The 17,990-nt window shown below is 73.1% G+C and carries 17 protein-coding genes; 13 read left to right on the top strand and 4 right to left on the bottom strand.

The annotated features are described in order from the left end of the window. Positions 1-98: 98 nt before the first annotated feature. From ABD324_RS36705 to ABD324_RS36695, 3 genes are read right to left on the bottom strand one after another with little or no spacing between them, the layout of a single operon-like run. Positions 99-770, bottom strand: coding sequence for a TMEM175 family protein (locus ABD324_RS36705; protein ID WP_344428375.1), 672 nt, complete (start codon positions 768-770; stop codon positions 99-101). A 17-nt stretch (positions 771-787) separates the two neighbouring features. Continuing rightward, positions 788-1,462 (bottom strand): hypothetical protein, encoded by a 675-nt coding sequence (locus tag ABD324_RS36700; RefSeq protein ID WP_344428372.1) that lies wholly within the window; start codon positions 1,460-1,462, stop codon positions 788-790. Positions 1,463-1,512: 50 nt separating this feature from the next. After that, a complete protein-coding gene (locus tag ABD324_RS36695; RefSeq protein ID WP_344428369.1) occupies positions 1,513-3,612 on the bottom strand; it encodes a bifunctional lysylphosphatidylglycerol flippase/synthetase MprF in 2,100 nt (699 codons plus the stop codon). Between the two features lie 147 nt (positions 3,613-3,759). On the opposite strand from ABD324_RS36695, the gene ABD324_RS36690 reads away from it, so the two are divergent. From ABD324_RS36690 to ABD324_RS36680, 3 genes are read left to right on the top strand one after another with little or no spacing between them, the layout of a single operon-like run. Beyond that, positions 3,760-4,875, top strand: coding sequence for a CopD family protein (locus tag ABD324_RS36690; RefSeq protein ID WP_344428367.1), 1,116 nt, complete (start codon positions 3,760-3,762; stop codon positions 4,873-4,875). A 19-nt stretch (positions 4,876-4,894) separates the two neighbouring features. Then, on the top strand, positions 4,895-5,308 hold the full coding sequence (locus ABD324_RS36685) for an NUDIX hydrolase (RefSeq protein ID WP_344428364.1): 414 nt from the start codon (positions 4,895-4,897) through the stop codon (positions 5,306-5,308). A 42-nt stretch (positions 5,309-5,350) separates the two neighbouring features. Next, positions 5,351-6,124 carry an SDR family NAD(P)-dependent oxidoreductase gene (locus tag ABD324_RS36680; RefSeq protein ID WP_344428361.1) on the top strand — a complete coding sequence of 258 codons (774 nt, stop codon included), beginning with the start codon at positions 5,351-5,353 and terminating at the stop codon, positions 6,122-6,124. Here ABD324_RS36680 and ABD324_RS36675 read toward each other — a convergent pair. Further along, the gene (locus tag ABD324_RS36675; protein ID WP_344428355.1) at positions 6,111-6,788 is read right to left on the bottom strand and encodes a DNA alkylation repair protein; all 678 of its coding nucleotides are present in this window, start codon (positions 6,786-6,788) and stop codon (positions 6,111-6,113) included. The genes ABD324_RS36680 and ABD324_RS36675 overlap by 14 nt on opposite strands. A 71-nt stretch (positions 6,789-6,859) precedes the next feature. Here ABD324_RS36675 and argC point away from each other — a divergent pair, with 71 nt between their 5' ends. The 10 genes from argC (at position 6,860) to tyrS (ending at position 17,465) form a co-directional block, all read left to right on the top strand. Next, positions 6,860-7,870 (top strand): N-acetyl-gamma-glutamyl-phosphate reductase, encoded by a 1,011-nt coding sequence (gene argC / locus ABD324_RS36670; protein ID WP_425565984.1) that lies wholly within the window; start codon positions 6,860-6,862, stop codon positions 7,868-7,870. Further along, positions 7,867-9,054 (top strand): bifunctional glutamate N-acetyltransferase/amino-acid acetyltransferase ArgJ, encoded by a 1,188-nt coding sequence (argJ, locus tag ABD324_RS36665; protein WP_344428353.1) that lies wholly within the window; start codon positions 7,867-7,869, stop codon positions 9,052-9,054. Before argC ends, argJ begins: the two co-directional genes overlap by 4 nt. Next, the gene (argB, locus tag ABD324_RS36660) at positions 9,038-9,928 is read left to right on the top strand and encodes an acetylglutamate kinase (RefSeq protein WP_344428351.1); all 891 of its coding nucleotides are present in this window, start codon (positions 9,038-9,040) and stop codon (positions 9,926-9,928) included. The genes argJ and argB overlap by 17 nt, the downstream gene beginning before the upstream one ends. After that, positions 9,925-11,112: an acetylornithine transaminase gene (locus ABD324_RS36655; RefSeq protein ID WP_344428349.1), complete on the top strand. Its 1,188-nt coding sequence runs from the start codon at positions 9,925-9,927 to the stop codon at positions 11,110-11,112. The genes argB and ABD324_RS36655 overlap by 4 nt, the downstream gene beginning before the upstream one ends. After that, a complete protein-coding gene (gene argF / locus ABD324_RS36650; protein WP_344428346.1) occupies positions 11,112-12,041 on the top strand; it encodes an ornithine carbamoyltransferase in 930 nt (309 codons plus the stop codon). The genes ABD324_RS36655 and argF overlap by 1 nt, the downstream gene beginning before the upstream one ends. A gap of 42 nt (positions 12,042-12,083) precedes the next feature. After that, a complete protein-coding gene (locus tag ABD324_RS36645) occupies positions 12,084-12,620 on the top strand; it encodes an arginine repressor (protein ID WP_344428343.1) in 537 nt (178 codons plus the stop codon). Next, the gene (gene argG / locus ABD324_RS36640) at positions 12,617-14,044 is read left to right on the top strand and encodes an argininosuccinate synthase (protein WP_344428340.1); all 1,428 of its coding nucleotides are present in this window, start codon (positions 12,617-12,619) and stop codon (positions 14,042-14,044) included. The genes ABD324_RS36645 and argG overlap by 4 nt, the downstream gene beginning before the upstream one ends. Next, the gene (gene argH, locus ABD324_RS36635; protein ID WP_344428337.1) at positions 14,044-15,450 is read left to right on the top strand and encodes an argininosuccinate lyase; all 1,407 of its coding nucleotides are present in this window, start codon (positions 14,044-14,046) and stop codon (positions 15,448-15,450) included. Before argG ends, argH begins: the two co-directional genes overlap by 1 nt. 87 nt (positions 15,451-15,537) lie before the next feature. Continuing rightward, positions 15,538-16,194 (top strand): DNA-3-methyladenine glycosylase, encoded by a 657-nt coding sequence (locus tag ABD324_RS36630; RefSeq protein ID WP_344428423.1) that lies wholly within the window; start codon positions 15,538-15,540, stop codon positions 16,192-16,194. Continuing rightward, positions 16,191-17,465 (top strand): tyrosine--tRNA ligase, encoded by a 1,275-nt coding sequence (tyrS, locus tag ABD324_RS36625; protein ID WP_344428334.1) that lies wholly within the window; start codon positions 16,191-16,193, stop codon positions 17,463-17,465. Before ABD324_RS36630 ends, tyrS begins: the two co-directional genes overlap by 4 nt. Positions 17,466-17,990: the final 525 nt, after the last annotated feature.

Raw genomic sequence — 17,990 nt, 5'->3', positions numbered from 1 at the left:
ACCATAACGCTCGAGAACGGGCCGGAAATTCGCGTTATGGAACCATAACGCTCGAGAACGGGTCCGGAAATCGCGTTATGGTTCCATAATGCGGCCTGCTAGAGGTCGGTCATGTTCCTCGTCCAGCCGAAGTGGTCGGTCAGCTTGTCGCTGATCCAAGGGATGACGGCCCAGCAGGCGAAGGCCCAGGGGCCCACCAGCAGGAACAGCGGGATCGAGATCAGGAAGCCCACCGCGATGCCCAACGACGGGATCCAGCCGCGGCGCACCAGCGGGGCCGGTGTGCCGGGCAGGAAGCCACCCGTGCGGCCCAGCTGCCGGATCAGCGCGGCGAACGCCACGACCTGGATCAGCTGCCCCATGGCGTAGAACGTGAACCGCGGGAAGTCGACGTGGTCCTCGGAGATCAGCCGGGTCAGGAACGGCGTGATCACGATCATCAGCAGCCACAGCATGTTGAGCCAGACCACCGACATGGTGGCGCGGCCGACGTAGCGGAACAGCCGATGGTGGCTGATCCAGTGCCGGGCGATCACGGCGAAGCTGATCAGGAACGCCAGGTACTCGCCCCAGTTCTCGGCGAACCCGTGCGCGAGCTCGGCGAACGTGTCGCCCCGGGGCACCTCCAGCTCGATCGCCAGCAGCGTGATCGCGATGGCGACGACGGCGTCGGAGAAGAACGAGAGCCGCTCGGCCGCGCCCTTCTCGGTCTCCGCGGGATCGAGGCCCTCGACATCGGGCCCGTCGGTGCGGGTGGCGGGGTCCGTCATGCGCCGGAGATTAGCGATCACCGCGCCGGCTCCGCGAGGGCCGCCCCGCCGATCCGCGCGACGAGCGCCCGGCCCGCCTCGGCCCATCGCTCGTCGGTGGGGGAGACCTCGGTGACGGCGAGGGTCACCAGGTAGCGGCCGGTGGCGACCTGGAGTGTCGGTCCCGAGCCGGTGTCGACGACGGCCGCCGCGTCCCCCACCCCGGCCAGCGCCCGGCCGCTGCGCACGACGGGTGCCGGCTCGGCGCGGTAGACGTTGATCGACGCGAGTGCGCGTGGGGTGCCGTGCAGGGCGCTGGTGGTGCAGCTGCGCGGGGTGCCTCCGGTGGCGGGGGTGGCGACGGGGACGCCGAGCAGCCGCGCGAAACCGGCGGCGTCGAGGAGGCACTCGTCGGGGAGGACGTCCGGGACGAGCGTGGGCCGGGACGCCGCCGCGTCGGCGGTCCCACCCGCCCGGCCGTCCGCCGCTGCGGGCGGGACGGCCGCCGGGGTTCCACCCCGGCCGGCCGCGTTGCCGCCCGCGCCCGTCGCGCCCGTGGTCCCGGACCCGCCCGTGATCCCGGACCCGCCCGCGCCGGACCCGCCCGCCCCGGCCGTCGGCTCCGCGACCGCCCGCCCGGGTACCGCGACCGCACAGCCCGATCCCACGGCCAGCAGCACACACAGCAGGAACGGGAGCACCAGGCGTCGCACCCCCGGAACCTACGATCCGGCCCCTGCCGCCCGTGGCGTTTCGGGGAAAGTCAGGTCGCGCGGGCCAGCCGGAGCAGGTCGCGCGTCGAGGACTCCGGCAGGTACGCCCTCGTCAGCGCGATCCCGATCCGCGGCAGGTCCGCCTCGTCCCGGTACACGAGGTGCATCGGCTCGTACCGCGGCTGGAACTTCGCCTTGAACGCGTGCAGCGAGCGGAAGCCGTAGAGCGGCTCGAGCCGGGCACCCAGGGTGTCGAGCATCCGGTCGAGGGCCGCGGTGTCGCCGTCTCCGTCGGTGCGGGCCAGGGGTGCCCCGGACAACGAGACGACCGTGGCCCCGTCCTCGCGGAAGGCCAGGCAGGCGGAGGCGATCATGAACTCGACGACGGGCCGGAACCCGCCCTCCCGCCGCCGCATCACGTCGAGCGTCCGTCCCCGCACGACGCCGTCCTCGGCGTACACGGGCATCCACGACGTCACCCCGTGGATCACGCCCTCCGCGTCCTGCGCGATCCCGACCTTGACGTGCGGGTCGAGGGCCTCGTCGACCCCGCCCAGGGTGAAGCCCATCTCGGGCAGCCCCTTCTCGCCGACCCACTGCTCGGAGATCTCGCGCACCTGCGACACCACCGAGTACTTCTCCTCGGCCAGGGTGACGAGCCGGAACGTGATGCCCTGCTTGCCCGCCTTGTTCAGCGCGGAACGCACGTCCTGCCAGGCCTTGCCCCGGAACTCGAGGTCCGGCAGGTCGATCAGGGTGTCCTCGGCCACCTGCGCGGTGAGCCAGCCGTGCTCGCGGGCCTGGCGCGCCATCGCGTCCGACGCCGAGAACAGGCAGGCGACCAGCCCGGCGGTCTCGCTGCGGCGGCCGAACTCGGTCAGCGCGGACCCCGGCGACGGCCCGATCGGGTCGCCGAGCCCGACGGCGACGCCGGCATGCGGCTGCCAGGCCACGCACGCGGCACCGTCCGGCGTCACGAACCACTGGTTGTCCGGCCAGGTGGCCATCCAGGACACGCTGCCGCCGCCGTTGCGCTCCAGCAGCGCGACGGCGGTGTCGCGGTCGGTGACCCCGCCCGTCGCCTTCCGTTTCCGCCGCGACGGCACGCGCCAGGCCCGCCGACCCACCACGAGCAGCACGAACAGCACGGTCCAGGCGAGCCGGTCGGCGACGAACATGCCGGGCGCGTCGATCTGCACGTCCCCGTCGAGCGTCGCCGCGATGATCACCACGACCAGCACGAGCACACCCAGGAACAGGTTCAGCCCGGACAGCCCGACCGCCCACCGCCAGGCGACCCGGTGCCCCTTGCGCAGGCCGTTGACCAGCAACGCGGTGAACACCAGCGTGATGACGACGTCGATCCACGAGGTCTCGTCGTCCCCGGTCGCGCCGAGCGGTCCGTCGCCCGGCAGCGCGAACGCCAGCACGGACCCGGCCGCCATCAGGACCAGCAGGAACACCGCCAGGAGCCGCCACTCGCGCCGGCTCGGCCGCCCGGGCCGCGGGATCCCGAGCCTGGCCCGGACGATCCTCGGCCCCACCGCGAGCGCGATCCCGACCGACACGAGGTGCTCGAGATCGGCGAGCGTGCCGAGGTAGACGGCGGAGGCCAGCACGTACAGGCCCAGCGCGAGCCGCAGCCGCAGCCGCCAGGGCGGGCGCAGGGTCGCGCTGGTCACGGCCACCGCCGCGAGCGAACCCGCGGAGAACCCGACGTCGAGCAGTCCGGCCGTCCGGTCCGCCCACTCCCAGCCGATCCCGCGCACCGCCAGCAGGAACCCGAGCGCCGCCAGGATCCCGACGAGCTGCCCGATCACCGCGGCGGCCGCCGCCAGCCGGGTCCCGATCCGCCACTCGCTGTAGCCCACGAGCAGCACGAAGCTGCCGGTCATCGCGACGTAGAACAGCGGCACGACCGCGAAGAACGGCCCGGAGAACAGCGTCCACCAGCGGCCCTCGACGAGCGACGGGACGCCGTAGGCCACCCACGGGTACCAGGGCTGGTCCTCGGCAGCCCGCCAGAAGGCGCCCGTCGCGATCCCCGCGACGATCATGACGACGGTCACGGCGGTGGTGAACGGCAGCCGCCGGAGCACGGTCGGGAGCGCGCGTGGTGAGGCGGGTACGGCGATCTCCGCGGTCGTCATCGGCCCTCCCGTTTCTGCTGCTTGAGAGTTCGGGTGTGCCGGGGCGACGTTACGGCCGGGGGGTTGTGTCCCGCTCGTCCCGTTTGGGTGTGGCACATTTCTCAGTGGAGTCTCAGCAAAGATGAGGTGAGGCTAGCTTCACCACTTATGTTTCTCGCTTCAACCATCCTGGCGGCCGACGCGACGGCGCCCCCACCCCCGCCGGCGGTGTGGCGGGTGCTCACCGAGTTCCTCTACTTCGCCGCCCTGTGCGGCGTGACCGGCGGCGCGGGCACCTATGTGCTCGCGGTGGCCCCGGCCCTGCGGCACGGACCCGACGCGGCCCCGGTGGTCGCCCGCCGGGCCGCGATCGGCCTCGGGATCCTCGGTCCCGTCCTGGTGGTGGCGCTCTGGCTCCAGCTGGCGGGCACCGTGGCCAAGGCGGGCAAGGTCTCGTTCGGCGCGGCGCTGGGGAACGTCGGCGGCGCGCTCGGCGGTCTCACGACCGTCCAGTTCGCGCTCCACGCGGTCGCCGGCCTGGTGCTGGCGAGCCTGCTGGTCCCGGCGGTCCGCCCGCGGGTGCGCGCCGTCGCCGGGACCGCGGCGGTGCTGGCCGTGGCCGGGACCCTGATCGAGGGGATCCCGACGGCCGGTGGGGACGCCGGCAAGCTCCTCGGCGGCGTGTTCACCCAGCTGCACGTGCTCGGCGCGACCTCCTGGCTGGGCGGTCTGGCACTGCTCGCGGGCCTGGCGGTCGCGGTCCGGCGGGTCGGCACGGGGGACGTGTGGGCCGCCGTCTGGGCCCGGTTCAGCACGATCGCGATGGCCGCCGTCGGGGTCCTGCTCGTGTCCGGGCTCTGGCTGCTCTGGATGCACGTGGGCAGCCCGGCCGAGCTCGTGACCACGGTGTACGGGCGGTTCCTGCTGGTCAAGCTGGTGCTCGTGCTGGCGATGCTCGTCGCCGGGGCGCTCAACCAGCTGTCGCTGCTGCCGCGGATCGCCCGTGTCCGTCGCGCGGAGCCCGACGGCGCGTCGCTGCTGCGGCTGACCCTGCGGCACTTCCCGCGGGTGGTGGCGCTCGAGGTCGCGCTCGGCGCGGTGGTCCTGCTGATCGTGCCCTTCCTCAGCGGCTCGGCGCGCAAGCAGGCCGGCGAGGTCGGCAGTCCGGCCGTCGACGGCGGCGTGTTCCTGATCGGGCTGCTGTTCGTCGCGATGCTCGTGCTGTCGTTCGTCGCGGCCGCCCGGCTCGGCGACCGGCTCGGCCGCCGCCCGGCGGCGGCCTAGCCCCCCTAGGCTCCTCGTGGTGGGGACGATCAGGGTGTCGGCGATGGCCGTGGTCCGCCGCGGCGACGAGATGCTGGCCTCGCTCGGCAGCGACCCGTCCGACGGCCGGGAGTTCTACCGGCTCCTCGGCGGCGGGGTCGACTTCGGCGAGACCGGGGAGCAGGCGTTGCGCCGCGAGTTCCGCGAGGAGCTCGGCGCCGAGCTCGACGACGTCCGGTCCCTCGGCGTGGTCGAGAACATCTTCACCTGGAACGCGGCGCCGGGGCACGAGGTCGTCCTGATGTTCTCGGCCCGGCTGCGGGACGCCGGGCTCTACGACCGGGACGATCTCGTGGTCCTGGACAGTGGTGACCCGGTCGGATGGGTCCCCCTGGCCGACGTGCGATCGGGCCGGATCCTGCTCTTCCCCGAAGGGCCGCACCTCGAAGCGTGACCGCGCGGTAACGCGGTGCAGTGGATCACCGAGCAGGACCTCATGTCGATCACTGTGGTGACCGGGGCCTCGTCGGGGCTCGGCGAGGAGTTCGTCCGCGCGCTCGTGGGCCGCGGGCAGCGGGTGCTGGCCGTCGCCCGGCGCGCCGACCGGCTCGCCGCCCTGCGCGAGGAGCTCGGGGAGTCGGTCGTCCCGCTCGTCCAGGACCTGGGCGAGCCGGGGGCGGCCGAGGCCGTCGCCCTGGCCGCGGCGGAGCACGGGCCGGTCGAGCTGCTCGTCGCCAACGCCGGCCGGGGCAGGCTCGGGCCGTTCGCCGACGCGCCGCCGACCGAGCTCGCCGCGATGATCACCCTGAACGTGCAGGTGAACGTCGAGCTCGCCCGGGCGCTCGTCCCGGGCATGGTCGAGCGGGGACGGGGCGGCGTGCTGCTCGTCTCGTCGGTCTCGGGCCTGGTGCCGACGCCGTGGATGGCCACCTACAGCGCCACCAAGGCGTTCCTCGTCACGTTCGCGGAGGCGCTCTCCGAGGAGCTGCGCGGCACCGGGGTCCGGGTCGGGGCGGTGTGCCCGGGGCCCGTCCACACCGAGTTCGCCGGTGCCGCGGGCATGTCGATGGACACCGCCCCCGGCGCACGGGCCGCGGCGCCGGTCGTCGCCGAGGCGCTCGCCGCGTTCGACCGCGGGCGGGTGGTGTCCGTACCCAGCCGGATGTACCGCGCGTCGAGCACGCTGATGCGGCTGCTCCCGCGGCAGGTCGGCCGCCGGGCGATGGGGCAGGGGATGAGCAAGGCGGCCCTCGCCCCTACAGATGCTTGAGGGCTTCCTTGCGGGAGAGCGGGGAGAGCTCCGGATGGGCCTCGACGAACTCCCGCACCCACAGGGGGTCGGTGCGGGCGTGCTGGCGCAGCGCCCAGCCGATCCCCTTGCGCAGGAAGAAGCCGTCGTCCTTGAGGCTGGCCTCGATCGCGTCCGTCAGCAGGTCGAGGTCCGTGTCCTCCTTGGACATCAGCTGGCAGATGATCGACGCGCGGCGCAGCCAGGGATCCGGGTCGGTCGCCCACTGCCGCACGACCGGGGTGACGGCGCCGCGATCGGCCCTCAGGACCGGCCCGACGAGCCGGGACGAGATCTCGTCCACGTGGTCCCACCAGGCCCCGCTGACCAGCCAGTGCCGGTAGCGGGGCAGCCAGTCGGCGTCCGGCCAGCGCGCGTAGCCGCGGAAGCCGCACAGGGCGGTCGCGAGGTAGCGCTCCTCGCGGAACTCCGCGCCGTCCCACAACGCCTCGGCCACGGCGGCCAGCGCACCCGGCCCCGGCGGCGGCGAGGCCTGCACGCACTCGCGCAGGATCCGGGCCCGGACCGGCTGCGGCACCCCGCGGAAGGGCATGGTCGACTTCATGTACGCCTGCATGGTGGGGGCCGCATCCGGGTCCGCCTCGCGGGCGAGGGCGGACCGCAGCGCGTCCACCAGTGGGGTCATGAGGCGAGACTAACGCCCGAACCCCGTTGCATGAGGTTGCAGCGGTCTGCATAATCATCCGCGTGGTACGGATCGCGGTGGCAGGAGCCAGTGGGTATGCCGGGGGAGAGCTGTTGCGTCTCCTCCTGGCCCATCCCGAGGTGGAGATCGGTGCGCTGACGGCGGGAGGCAACGCCGGGAGGCGACTGGGCGAGTTCCAGCCGCACCTGTCGCCGCTGGCCGACCGTGTGCTCGGGGAGAGCACGGCGGAGGTGCTCGCGGGGCACGACGTGGTCTTCCTCGCCCTCCCGCACGGGAAGTCGGCGGAGATCGCGGCGCAGCTGGGGGAGTCGACCCTGGTCGTGGACTGCGGGGCCGACCACCGACTGCAGGACGGCGGTGCCTGGGAGCGCTGGTACGGCGGCGAGCACGCCGGCCACTGGCCCTACGGCCTGCCCGAGCTCCCCGGCGCGCGGGACGCGTTGCGGGGCACCACCCGGGTCGCGGTGCCCGGCTGTTTCCCGACGGTGTCGTCGCTCGCCCTGGTCCCGGCCCTGGCGGCCGGGATCGTGGAGCCGAACGTGGTGATCACCGCCGTGACCGGGACCTCCGGCGCGGGCAGGTCGCTCAAGCCGCACCTTCTCGGCGCCGAGGTCATGGGGTCGCTGTCCGCATACGGGGTGGGGGGCGCCCACCGGCACACGCCGGAGATCGCCCAGAACCTGTCGGCGGTGTCCGGTCGGCCGGTCTCCGTGAGCTTCACGCCCGTCCTCGCGCCGCTCCCGCGCGGCATCCTCGCCACCTGCACCGCCCCCCTGACGGGGGACGGGGCCGACGCGCGCGAGGTCTACGAGAAGGCCTACGCCGCCGAGCCGTTCGTCACGTTGCTGCCCGAGGGGCAGTGGCCCACCACCAAGGCCACGCTGGGCGCCAACACCGTCCAGCTGCAGGTCGCCGTGGATGCGGACGCGCGGCGGCTGGTCGTGATCGGCGCGATCGACAACCTGGCCAAGGGCACCGCGGGCGGTGCGATCCAGTGCATGAACATCGCGCTGGGCCTGCCCGAGACCACCGGCCTGCCGACGACGGGAATCGCGCCGTGAGCGAACGTGTGAGCGAACCATCAGCGCGGGGCATCACCCACCCCCAGGGGTTCCGGGCCGCCGGACTCGCGGCCGGGATCAAGGTCAGCGGCCGGCCGGACCTCGCGCTCGTGGTCAACGACGGGCCCTCCGATTCCGCCGCCGCCGTGTTCACCCGGAACAAGGTGAAGGCCGCGCCGGTCCTGTGGTCCCAGCAGGTCATGACCACCGGGACCCTGCGCGCGGTCGTCCTGAACTCCGGTGGTGCCAACGCGTGCACCGGCCCGCAGGGCTTCCAGACCGCCCACGCCACCGCCGAGAAGGCGGCCGAGATGCTCGGGGTGGGCGCGATCGACGTCGCGATCTGCTCCACCGGCCTGATCGGCGCGCAGCTCCCGCGGGAGACCCTGCTGGCCGGGGTCGAGAAGGCGGCAGGCGCGCTGGAGGCCTCGCCCGAGGCGGGCCTCGCGGCGGCCACCGCGATCATGACGACCGACACCCGCCCCAAGGAGGCGCTCGCCGTGCGCGAGGGCTGGTCCGCGGGCGGGATCACCAAGGGCGCCGGCATGATCGCGCCCTCCATGGCCACGATGCTGTCGGTCCTGACCACGGACGCGGTCGCCTCGTCCGAGGTCCTGGAGCGCGCGCTGCGGGCCGCGGTCCGGGTGAGCTTCGACCGGCTCGACATCGACGGCTCGATGTCCACCAACGACACCGTGATCGTCATGGCCTCCGGGGCCTCCGGCGTCACGCCGTCCGAGGAGGAGCTGGCCGCGGCGCTCACCGAGGTCGCCAAGGACCTGGCGCGCCAGATGCAGGCCGACGCCGAGGGCGTCACCAAGCGGGCCACGATCCGGGTCACCGGCGCGGCCTCGGAGGACGACGCCGTGGTGGTCGCCCGGACCGTCGCGCGGGACTCGCTGGTCAAGACCGCGCTGTTCGGCTCGGACCCCAACTGGGGCCGGATCGCGGCGGCCGCCGGCTACGCCGACGCGGAGCTGGACCCGGACCGGCTCGACGTCACGATCAACGGCGTCCTGCTCTGCCAGGGCGGCGTCGCCGCCGCGGACCGCGAGGGGGCGGACCTGTCCGGCGAGGACATCCTCGTCGAGGTCGCGCTCGGCCTCGGGTCCGGCGAGGCCGAGATCCTCACCACCGACCTCTCGCACGCGTACGTGGAGGAGAACAGTGCCTACTCCTCTTGACCGTCTGACTCGTGCGGGCGAGAAGGCGGCGGTCCTCGCCGAGGCGCTGCCCTGGCTGGAGCGCTTCCACGGCAAGATCGTCGTGATCAAGTACGGCGGCAACGCCATGATCGACGAGGAGCTCAAGCAGGCGTTCGCGCAGGACATGATGTTCCTGCGGCTCGCCGGCATCCGCCCCGTCGTCGTCCACGGCGGTGGCCCGCAGATCAGCGCGATGCTCACGCGGCTCGGGTTGCCGGGGGAGTTCCGCGGCGGCCTGCGGGTCACCACGCCCGAGACGATCGACATCGTCCGGATGGTGCTCGTGGGCCAGGTCGGCCGCGAGCTCGTCGGCCTGATCAACCAGCACGGCCCCTACGCGGTCGGCCTCTCCGGTGAGGACGCCGGGCTCTTCCGCGCCGAGAAGCGCACCGCGCTCGTCGGCGGCGAGGAGGTCGACATCGGCCTGGTCGGGGACGTGGTGGAGGTCAGTCCCGCGGCGGTGCTCGACATCGTGGCGGCAGGCCGGATCCCCGTGGTTGCCGGCGTCGCCCCGGACGCGGCGGGCCAGGTCTACAACATCAACGCCGACAGCGCGGCCGCCGCGCTGGCGGCTGCTCTCGGGGCCGCGAAGCTCGTGGTGCTGACCGATGTCGAGGGCCTCTACGCGAACTACCCCGACCCCGAGTCGATCATCTCGGAGCTCACCGCCGCCGAGCTGGAGCCGATGCTCCCGCAGCTCGAGAGCGGGATGGCGCCCAAGATGGAGGCCTGCCTGCGCGCCGTGCAGGGCGGGGTCCCGCAAGCACACGTGATCGACGGGCGGGTGCCGCACTCGGTGCTGCTCGAGGTCTTCACCAGCGAGGGTGTCGGAACGATGGTGGTGCCGTCATGAGCGAGTCCACGAACAACTCCGCGAACAACGCCGAGCGGTGGCAGCGCGCGCTCATGAACAACTACGGCACCCCGCCGCTCACCCTGGTGCGCGGCGAGGGCGCGGTGGTGTGGGACTCCGAGGGCCGCGAGTACGTCGACCTCCTCGCCGGCATCGCGGTGAACTCGCTGGGATATGCCCATCCGGCGCTCGTGGAAGCCGTCACCCGGCAGGTCTCCACGCTGCAGCACACCACGAACCTGTTCATCAACGAGCCCGCGCTGCAGCTCGCCGAGAAGCTCACGGCGCTGATCGGCCAGGACTCGGCCCGCGCGCTGTTCTGCAACTCCGGCGCCGAGGCCAACGAGGCCGCGTTCAAGATCGCGCGGCGGACCGGCCGGCCGACGATCATCGCCTGCGAGGGCGCTTTCCACGGCCGCACCATGGGCTCGCTGGCGCTGACCGGTCAGCCCGCCAAGCGCACCCCGTTCGAGCCGATGCCCCCGGGCGTCGAGCACATCCCGTTCGGCGACGTGGCGGCGCTGGAGGCGGCGGTCGACGAGACCACCGCCGCGGTGTTCCTCGAGCCGATCCTCGGCGAGTTCGGCGTGATCGTGCCGCGGGAGGGCTATCTCGCGGCGGCCCGGGAGATCACCGCCCGCCACGGCGCCCTGCTCGTGCTCGACGAGGTGCAGACCGGCATCGGCCGCACCGGCGCGTGGTTCGCCCACCAGGCCGCCGGCATCGTGCCGGACGTGGTCACCCTCGCCAAGGGCCTCGGCGGCGGGCTCCCGATTGGCGCGTGCATCGGCATCGGGCCGGCCGCGGCCCTGCTCGAGCCGGGGCAGCACGGCACCACCTTCGGGGGCAACCCGGTGAGCTGCGCCGCTGCGCTGGCGGTGCTGGCCACCGTGGAGAACGACAACCTGCTCGAGCACGTGGACCGGCTCGGCAAGGAGATCGTCGCCGGCATCGAGGGCCTCGGGCACCCGCTGGTCACGGACGTCTCCGGCGCCGGTCTGCTGATTGGTGTGGGGCTCGCGAGGCCCGTCTCGGCGGACGTCGTGGCCGCGGCCCGCGCCGCCGGCTACCTGGTCAACAACGCCGTCCCGGACCGGGTCCGGCTGGCCCCGCCACTGGTCCTCGGCGAGGCGCAGGCGCAGGCGTTCCTGGCCGACCTGCCGGGCATCCTCGGGAGCGTGTGATGGTCCGGCACTTCCTCCGCGACGACGACCTGTCGCCCGACGAGCAGGCCGAGGTCCTGGCGCTGGCGAAGGAGATGAAGGCGGACCGCTTCGCCCACCTCCCGCTCGTCGGGCCGCGGCCGGTCGCGGTGATCTTCGACAAGTCGTCCACCCGCACCCGGATCTCGTTCGAGGTGGGGATCACCCAGCTCGGCGGCCAGCCGCTGATCATCGACGCGGGCAGCAGCCAGCTCGGCCGCGGCGAGACGATCGAGGACACCTCCCGGGTGCTGTCGGGCTTCGTCGACGCCGTGGTGTGGCGGACGTCGGGCCAGGAGCGCATCGAGGCCATGGCCTCGGTGTCGAAGGTCCCCGTCGTCAACGCGCTCACGGACGAGTTCCACCCCTGCCAGGTCCTCGCCGACCTGCAGACGATCCACGAGCGCCTCGGCCGCACCGCCGGGCTCACGCTGACCTACCTGGGCGACGGCGCCAACAACATGGCCCACTCGCTGCTGCTCGGCGGCACGCTCGCCGGGATGCACGTGCGGATCAGCGCGCCGTCGGGGTTCCAGCCGGACCCGGCCGTCGTCCAGGACGCCAAGGCGCACGGCGCCCGCACCGGCGGCTCCGCGGAGCTCATCACGGACCCGCAGGCCGCGGCCGAGGGTGCGGACGTGCTCGTCACGGACACCTGGGTCTCGATGGGGCAGGAGGCGGACGGGCTGGACCGCGCGGCCCCGTTCCGGCCCTACCGCATCGACTCCGCGCTGCTGGCCAGGGCGAACGAGGGCGCGATCGTGCTGCACTGCCTGCCCGCGCACCGCGGGGACGAGATCACGGACGAGGTCATGGACGGCCCGGCCAGCGCCGTCTGGGCGGAGGCCGAGAACCGGCTGCACGCCCAGAAGGCGCTGCTCGCGTGGCTCCTGGACCCGGTCCGCGCGTGAGGCCGACCCCATGATCCGGACCACCCACGACCGGGGCACGCCATGACCGAGGCACGGGGCGCCGCGAACCGGGTCGCCCGCCAGGCGCGGATCATCGACCTCGTCGCCCACCAGGCGGTGCACAGCCAGGTCGAGCTGCTCGTCCTGCTCGAGCACGAGGGCATCGGCACCACCCAGGCCACGCTGTCCCGGGACCTCGACGAGCTCGGCGCCGTCAAGCTCCGCGGCGCGGACGGCGGCCAGCCCGTCTACGTGATCCCGGAGGACGGCAGCCCGGTGCGCGGCGTCGAGGGCGGGACGACGCGGCTGGCCCGGCTGCTGGGGGAGCTGCTCGTGTCCGCGGACGCGAGCGGCAACCTGGCGGTCCTGCGCACGCCGCCAGGGGCGGCCCACTACCTTGCGAGTGCGCTGGACCGCGCGGCGCTGCACTCGGTCGTCGGCACGATCGCGGGGGACGACACGGTCGTCGTCGTCGCCCGTGAGCCGCTGACCGGGGCCGAGCTCGCCTCCCAACTGCAGAACCTGCGTTCGTCCGACCGCACTGACCGCACCGACACCCGAGGAGCATCCATCCCGTGAGCAAGGTCCTGACCTCCCTCCCCAAGGGCGAGCGCATCGGCATCGCGTTCTCCGGGGGCCTCGACACCTCGGTGGCGGTCGCCTGGATGCGCGACAAGGGCGGGATCCCCTGCACCTACACGGCCGACCTCGGCCAGTACGACGAGGCGGACATCTCCGGGGTGCCCACCCGCGCCAAGCAGTACGGCGCCGAGATCGCCCGCGCGGTGGACATCAAGCCGCAGCTCGTCGAGGAGGGGCTCGCCGCGCTCGCGTGCGGCGCCTTCCACATCCGCTCCGGCGGCCGCACCTACTTCAACACCACGCCGCTGGGCCGTGCCGTCACCGGCACCCTGCTGGTCCGCGCCATGCAGGCGGACGAGGTGAACATCTGGGGCGACGGCTCGACCTTCAAGGGCAACGACATCGAGCGGTTCTACCGCTACGGCCTGCTCGCGAACCCCGAGCTGCGCATCTACAAGCCGTGGCTCGACGCGGACTTCGTCGAGGAGCTCGGCGGGCGGGACGAGATGAGCCGCTGGCTCACCGCCCACGGCCTGCCGTACCGGGACTCGGCCGAGAAGGCCTACTCCACGGACGCCAACATCTGGGGCGCCACGCACGAGGCCAAGACCCTCGAGCACCTCGACGTGTCCCTGGAGACCGTCGAGCCGATCATGGGCGTCAAGTTCTGGGACCCGTCCGTGGCGATCGAGACCGAGGACGTCGCGATCTCCTTCGAGGCCGGCTACCCGGTCGCGATCAACGGCGAGCGGTTCTCCGACAACGTCGCCCTGGTGCTGGCGGCCAACGGGATCGGCGGCCGGCACGGCCTCGGCATGTCGGACCAGATCGAGAACCGGATCATCGAGGCCAAGTCGCGCGGCATCTACGAGGCCCCCGGCATGGCGCTGCTGTTCATCGCCTACGAGCGGCTGATCAACGCGATCCACAACGAGGACACGGTCGCGAACTACCACAACGAGGGCCGCAAGCTCGGCCGGCTGCTCTACGAGGGCCGCTGGCTGGACCCGCAGGCGCTGATGGTCCGCGAGTCCGTGCAGCGCTGGATCGCCTCGCTGGTCACCGGCACCGTCACGCTGCGCCTGCGCCGCGGGGACGACTACTCGATCCTCGACACCCAGGGCAGCGGGTTCTCCTACCACCCGGAGCGGCTGTCCATGGAGCGCGTGGAGAACGCGGCCTTCGGCCCCACGGACCGGATCGGGCAGCTCACCATGCGCAACCTCGACATCGCGGACTCCCGCGCCAAGCTCGAGGCCTACGCCGGGCAGCCGATGGAGCAGGGCACCGTCCTCGTCGAGCACGGCACGCTGTTCGGGGAGCTGCCGTCGGGCGGCTTCGACCGGATCGCCACCGCCGAGGGCGAGCCGGACCACGGCTCCTCGCTCGACGAGGCCGCGCTCGAAGAGGGCAACGACTGATGAGCGGCTCTGCTCTCTGGGGCGGACGGTTCAGCGGCGGCCCGGCGGACGCGCTGGCCGCGCTGTCCAAGTCCACGCACTTCGACTGGCGCCTCGCGCCCTACGACATCCGCGGCTCGAAGGCCCACGCCCGCGTCCTGCACCGGGCCGGGCTGCTCACCGAGGCCGAGCTCGACGGCATGCTCGAGGCGCTCACCAAGCTCGCCGCGGACGTCGAGTCGGGCTCCTTCGCCCCGGCACCGGCGGACGAGGACGTGCACTCCGCCCTGGAACGCGGGCTGATCGAGCGGGCGGGCCCGGACCTGGGCGGCAAGCTGCGCGCCGGCCGGTCCCGGAACGACCAGGTCGCCACCCTGTTCCGGATGTGGCTGCGCGACGCGGCCCGCCGGATCGCGGCAGGGGTCCTCGACGTCGTGGACGCGCTGGTCACCCAGGCCACCGCGTACCCGAGCGCCCCCATGCCGGGCCGCACCCACCTCCAGCACGCCCAGCCGGTCCTGCTCTCTCACCAGCTGGCCGCGCACGCCCAGGCCCTGTTGCGGGACGTGGACCGGCTGCGGGACTGGGACCGCCGCGCCGCGGTCTCGCCCTACGGATCGGGCGCCCTCGCCGGGTCCTCGCTCGGCCTGGACCCGGAGGCGGTCGCCGCGGAGCTGGGCTTCGACTCGTCCGCCGAGAACTCGATCGACGGCACCGCGGCGCGGGACTTCGCCGCCGAGGCGGGCTTCGTGCTGGCCATGATCGGGGTGGACCTGTCGCGGCTGTCCGAGGAGGTCATCCTCTGGGCCACCGCGGAGTTCTCCTACGTCACGCTCGACGACGCGTTCTCCACCGGCAGCTCGATCATGCCGCAGAAGAAGAACCCGGACGTCGCGGAGCTCGCGCGCGGCAAGGCCGGCCGGCTGATCGGCAACCTCGCCGGGCTGATGGCCACGCTGAAGGGCCTCCCGCTCGCCTACAACCGGGATCTGCAGGAGGACAAGGAGCCGCTGTTCGACTCCGCCGAGCAGCTCGAGCTGTTGCTCCCGGCCGTCGCGGGCATGGTCGAGACGCTGGTGTTCCACACCGAGCGCCTCGCCGAGCTCGCGCCCGCGGGCTTCACCCTGGCCACGGACATCGCCGAATGGCTCGTGCGCGAGGGCATCCCGTTCCGCGTGGCCCACGAGGCCGCGGGCGGCTGCGTGCGCGCGGCCGAGTCCCGGGGCGTCGGCCTCGAGGACCTGACGGACGAGGAGCTGGCCGCGGTGCACCCCGCGCTCACCCCCGTGGTCCGGGAGGTCCTCACGGTCGAGGGCTCCATCGCCTCCCGGGACGCCCGCGGCGGCACCGCCGGTGTCCGGGTGGCGGAGCAGCTCGACCAGGTCCGCCTCACCTCCGCCGACCACCGGGCCTGGACCACCGCCTGAGCTGTGAGCGCCCCGCGCGCCCCCGGTGGCCCCCGAGGGTGCGGGAGCGCACCCGTCGTGGGCGGCCGTAGCATCGGCCGCGTGCTGATCGACCGGGCCACGCTCTCCGGCGACGTGCTCCCCGCCGCCAGGCGGCTGCTGGGCTGCACGGTCGAGGCGGACACCCCGGACGGCGTCGTGGCGGTCCGGCTCGTGGAGGTGGAGGCCTACCGCGGGGCGGACGACCCGGCGTCGCACAGCTTCCGGGGCCGGACCCCGCGCAACGCCGTGATGTTCGGCCCGGCCGGTCACCTCTACGTCTACTTCGTGTACGGGATGCATTTCTGCGCCAACGTCACCTGCCTCGGCGACGGGGAGTCGGGGGCGGTGCTGCTGCGGGCCGGCGAGGTCGTCTCCGATCCCGGGATCGCGCGGGTGCGCCGCCCCACCGCACGTCGCGACGTGGACCTCGCGAAGGGACCGGCCCGGCTGGCGTCGCTCCTCGGGCTGGCCCGGGAGCACAACGGCCTGGACGTCACCTCGCCGGCCTCGCCAGTGCGGATCGTCGCGGGGGCGCCGGTGCCGGCGTCGCGGGTCCGCAGCGGGCCGCGGGTCGGGGTGGCGGCTGCGGCCGATCTGCCCTGGCGGTTCTGGATCGACGGGGCACCGGAGGTGAGCCCGTACCGGCCCGGGGGCACCCGCCGCCGGAACGGGGGACAACCCGCTGGCCCGCGCCGGGCGCCGTCCGTGAGAATCGACCCGTGAGCATCCTCGACGAGCTGGAGTGGCGCGGCCTCATCGCGCAGAGCACGGACCTCGACGCCCTGCGCAAGGACCTGGAAGGTCCCGAGCCGCTCACGCTGTACGCCGGGTTCGACCCGACGGCGTCGAGCCTGCACGCCGGACACCTGGTCCCGCTGCTGTCCCTGCGCCGCTTCCAGGAGGCGGGGGCGCGGCCGATCGTCCTCGCGGGTGGGGCGACCGGGCAGATCGGCGATCCCCGCGACGTCGGCGAGCGGTCGCTGCACAGCGTCGACACCGTGGCCGAGTGGGCGGAGAAGATCCGCGGGCAGCTCGAGCGGTTCGTGACGTTCGACGACTCGCCCACCGGCGCGCTGATCGCGAACAACCTGGACTGGACCGGCGGGCAGGGGGTGCTGGAGTTCCTGCGGGACGTCGGCAAGCACTTCTCGGTCAACGTCATGCTGGGCCGGGAGACGGTGAAGCGCCGGCTCGCCACGGACGGGCTGTCCTACACGGAGTTCAGCTACCTGCTGCTCCAGTCGCAGGACTACCTCGAGCTCTACCGACGCCACGGATGCCGGCTGCAGATCGGCGGCTCGGACCAGTGGGGCAACATCGTCGGCGGAGCGGACCTGATCCGGCGCGTCGACGGGGGCAGCGCCCATGCGCTCACGACCCCGCTCGTCACGGACTCCGAGGGCCGCAAGTTCGGGAAGTCCACGGGTGGCGGCAACATCTGGCTCGATCCCGAGCTGACCTCGCCCTACGCCTGGTACCAGTACTTCGTGAACGTGGCCGACGCGGACGTGGGCCGCTACCTGCGGCTGTTCACCTTCCTCTCCCGGGAGGAGATCCTCGGGCTGGACGAGGACACGGCCGAACGCCCCCATCTGCGAGCGGGCCAGAAGCGGCTGGCCTCCGAGCTCACCACCCTCGTCCACGGGCAGCACCACACGGACCAGGTGATCGCGGCCTCGTCGGCGCTGTTCGGGAGGGGCGAGCTGGGGGAGCTCGACGCCGGGACGCTCACCGCCGCGCTGGCCGAGGTCCCGCGTGCGGACATCGGCCTCGACGGGGGAGCGACGATCCTCGATCTGCTCGTCGACACGGGGCTGGTCGAGTCGCGCGGTGCGGCCCGCCGGGTCGTGAAGGAGGGCGGTGCGTACGTGAACAACTCCAAGGTCCCGGACGAGGAGTGGTCCCCGTCCGCCGGGGACGTCCTGGCCGGGGGATGGCTCGTCGTCCGGCGCGGCAAGCGCAACCTCGCCGGCGTACGCGTCGCCGGCGTCTGAGCGCACCTCCGACGCGCCGAGCGGGGCGGGGTAGCCGAGATCACACCCCTGTTCTCGGACCCTTCGGAGGCGGTCCCGGGACCCTCACGTCCATCCCTCAGCGGCCCGGTTCTCCCGACAGGGAGTGCCGGGCCGCTGCCGTACCGCCGCGCGGTCGATCAGGGTCTGCGGCGAGAAAACCGCCCTTGACCTCGGCAAACACCGTAAACCCACCCCCCGGTTTCGGGCCCGTTCACCGCGGTGTGTAACTTTCTCCTCGTCGCCACGGCGGTCAGCACGACAGACCGGGACGGAATCTCCGGCCCAGAGTCAGACCGCAGGCGGGCGGCAAATCGGTTCGGCCGAGCCCCTCGGGGCAAATCCGGATCGGCGCGGGAACTCGGCGCTTGACCAGGCCAAGGCAACCGCGTAACATAAGAGAGTTGCCTCCGAGCGGCTAGCTCGGTAGAGTAACCAACAGAACGACGACGCCCCTGAGCTTGTGGCCCTTTGGTGGGTTCGGTGATGGTGTGCGGGTGTCCTTTG

The sequence above is a fragment of the Pseudonocardia ailaonensis genome (genome assembly GCF_039531635.1).
Lineage (GTDB): Bacteria > Actinomycetota > Actinomycetes > Mycobacteriales > Pseudonocardiaceae > Pseudonocardia > Pseudonocardia ailaonensis.
The sequence above is the reverse complement of the archived record's forward strand: the minus strand, read 5'-3'. Positions and strand labels throughout refer to the sequence as shown.

Bases quoted from the DNA above. Each gene is read 5' to 3' on its own strand.
- ABD324_RS36705 (WP_344428375.1), bottom strand. From the start codon at position 770: ATGACGGACCCCGCCACCCGCACCGACGGGCCCGATGTCGAGGGCCTC.
- ABD324_RS36655 (WP_344428349.1), top strand. From the start codon at position 9,925: ATGAGCGAGTCCACGAACAACTCCGCGAACAACGCCGAGCGGTGGCAG.
- argH (WP_344428337.1), top strand. From the start codon at position 14,044: ATGAGCGGCTCTGCTCTCTGGGGCGGACGGTTCAGCGGCGGCCCGGCG.
- ABD324_RS36695 (WP_344428369.1), bottom strand. From the start codon at position 3,612: ATGACGACCGCGGAGATCGCCGTACCCGCCTCACCACGCGCGCTCCCG.
- argF (WP_344428346.1), top strand. From the start codon at position 11,112: ATGGTCCGGCACTTCCTCCGCGACGACGACCTGTCGCCCGACGAGCAG.
- ABD324_RS36675 (WP_344428355.1), bottom strand. From the start codon at position 6,788: ATGACCCCACTGGTGGACGCGCTGCGGTCCGCCCTCGCCCGCGAGGCG.
- ABD324_RS36690 (WP_344428367.1), top strand. From the start codon at position 3,760: ATGTTTCTCGCTTCAACCATCCTGGCGGCCGACGCGACGGCGCCCCCA.
- ABD324_RS36680 (WP_344428361.1), top strand. From the start codon at position 5,351: ATGTCGATCACTGTGGTGACCGGGGCCTCGTCGGGGCTCGGCGAGGAG.
- ABD324_RS36645 (WP_344428343.1), top strand. From the start codon at position 12,084: ATGACCGAGGCACGGGGCGCCGCGAACCGGGTCGCCCGCCAGGCGCGG.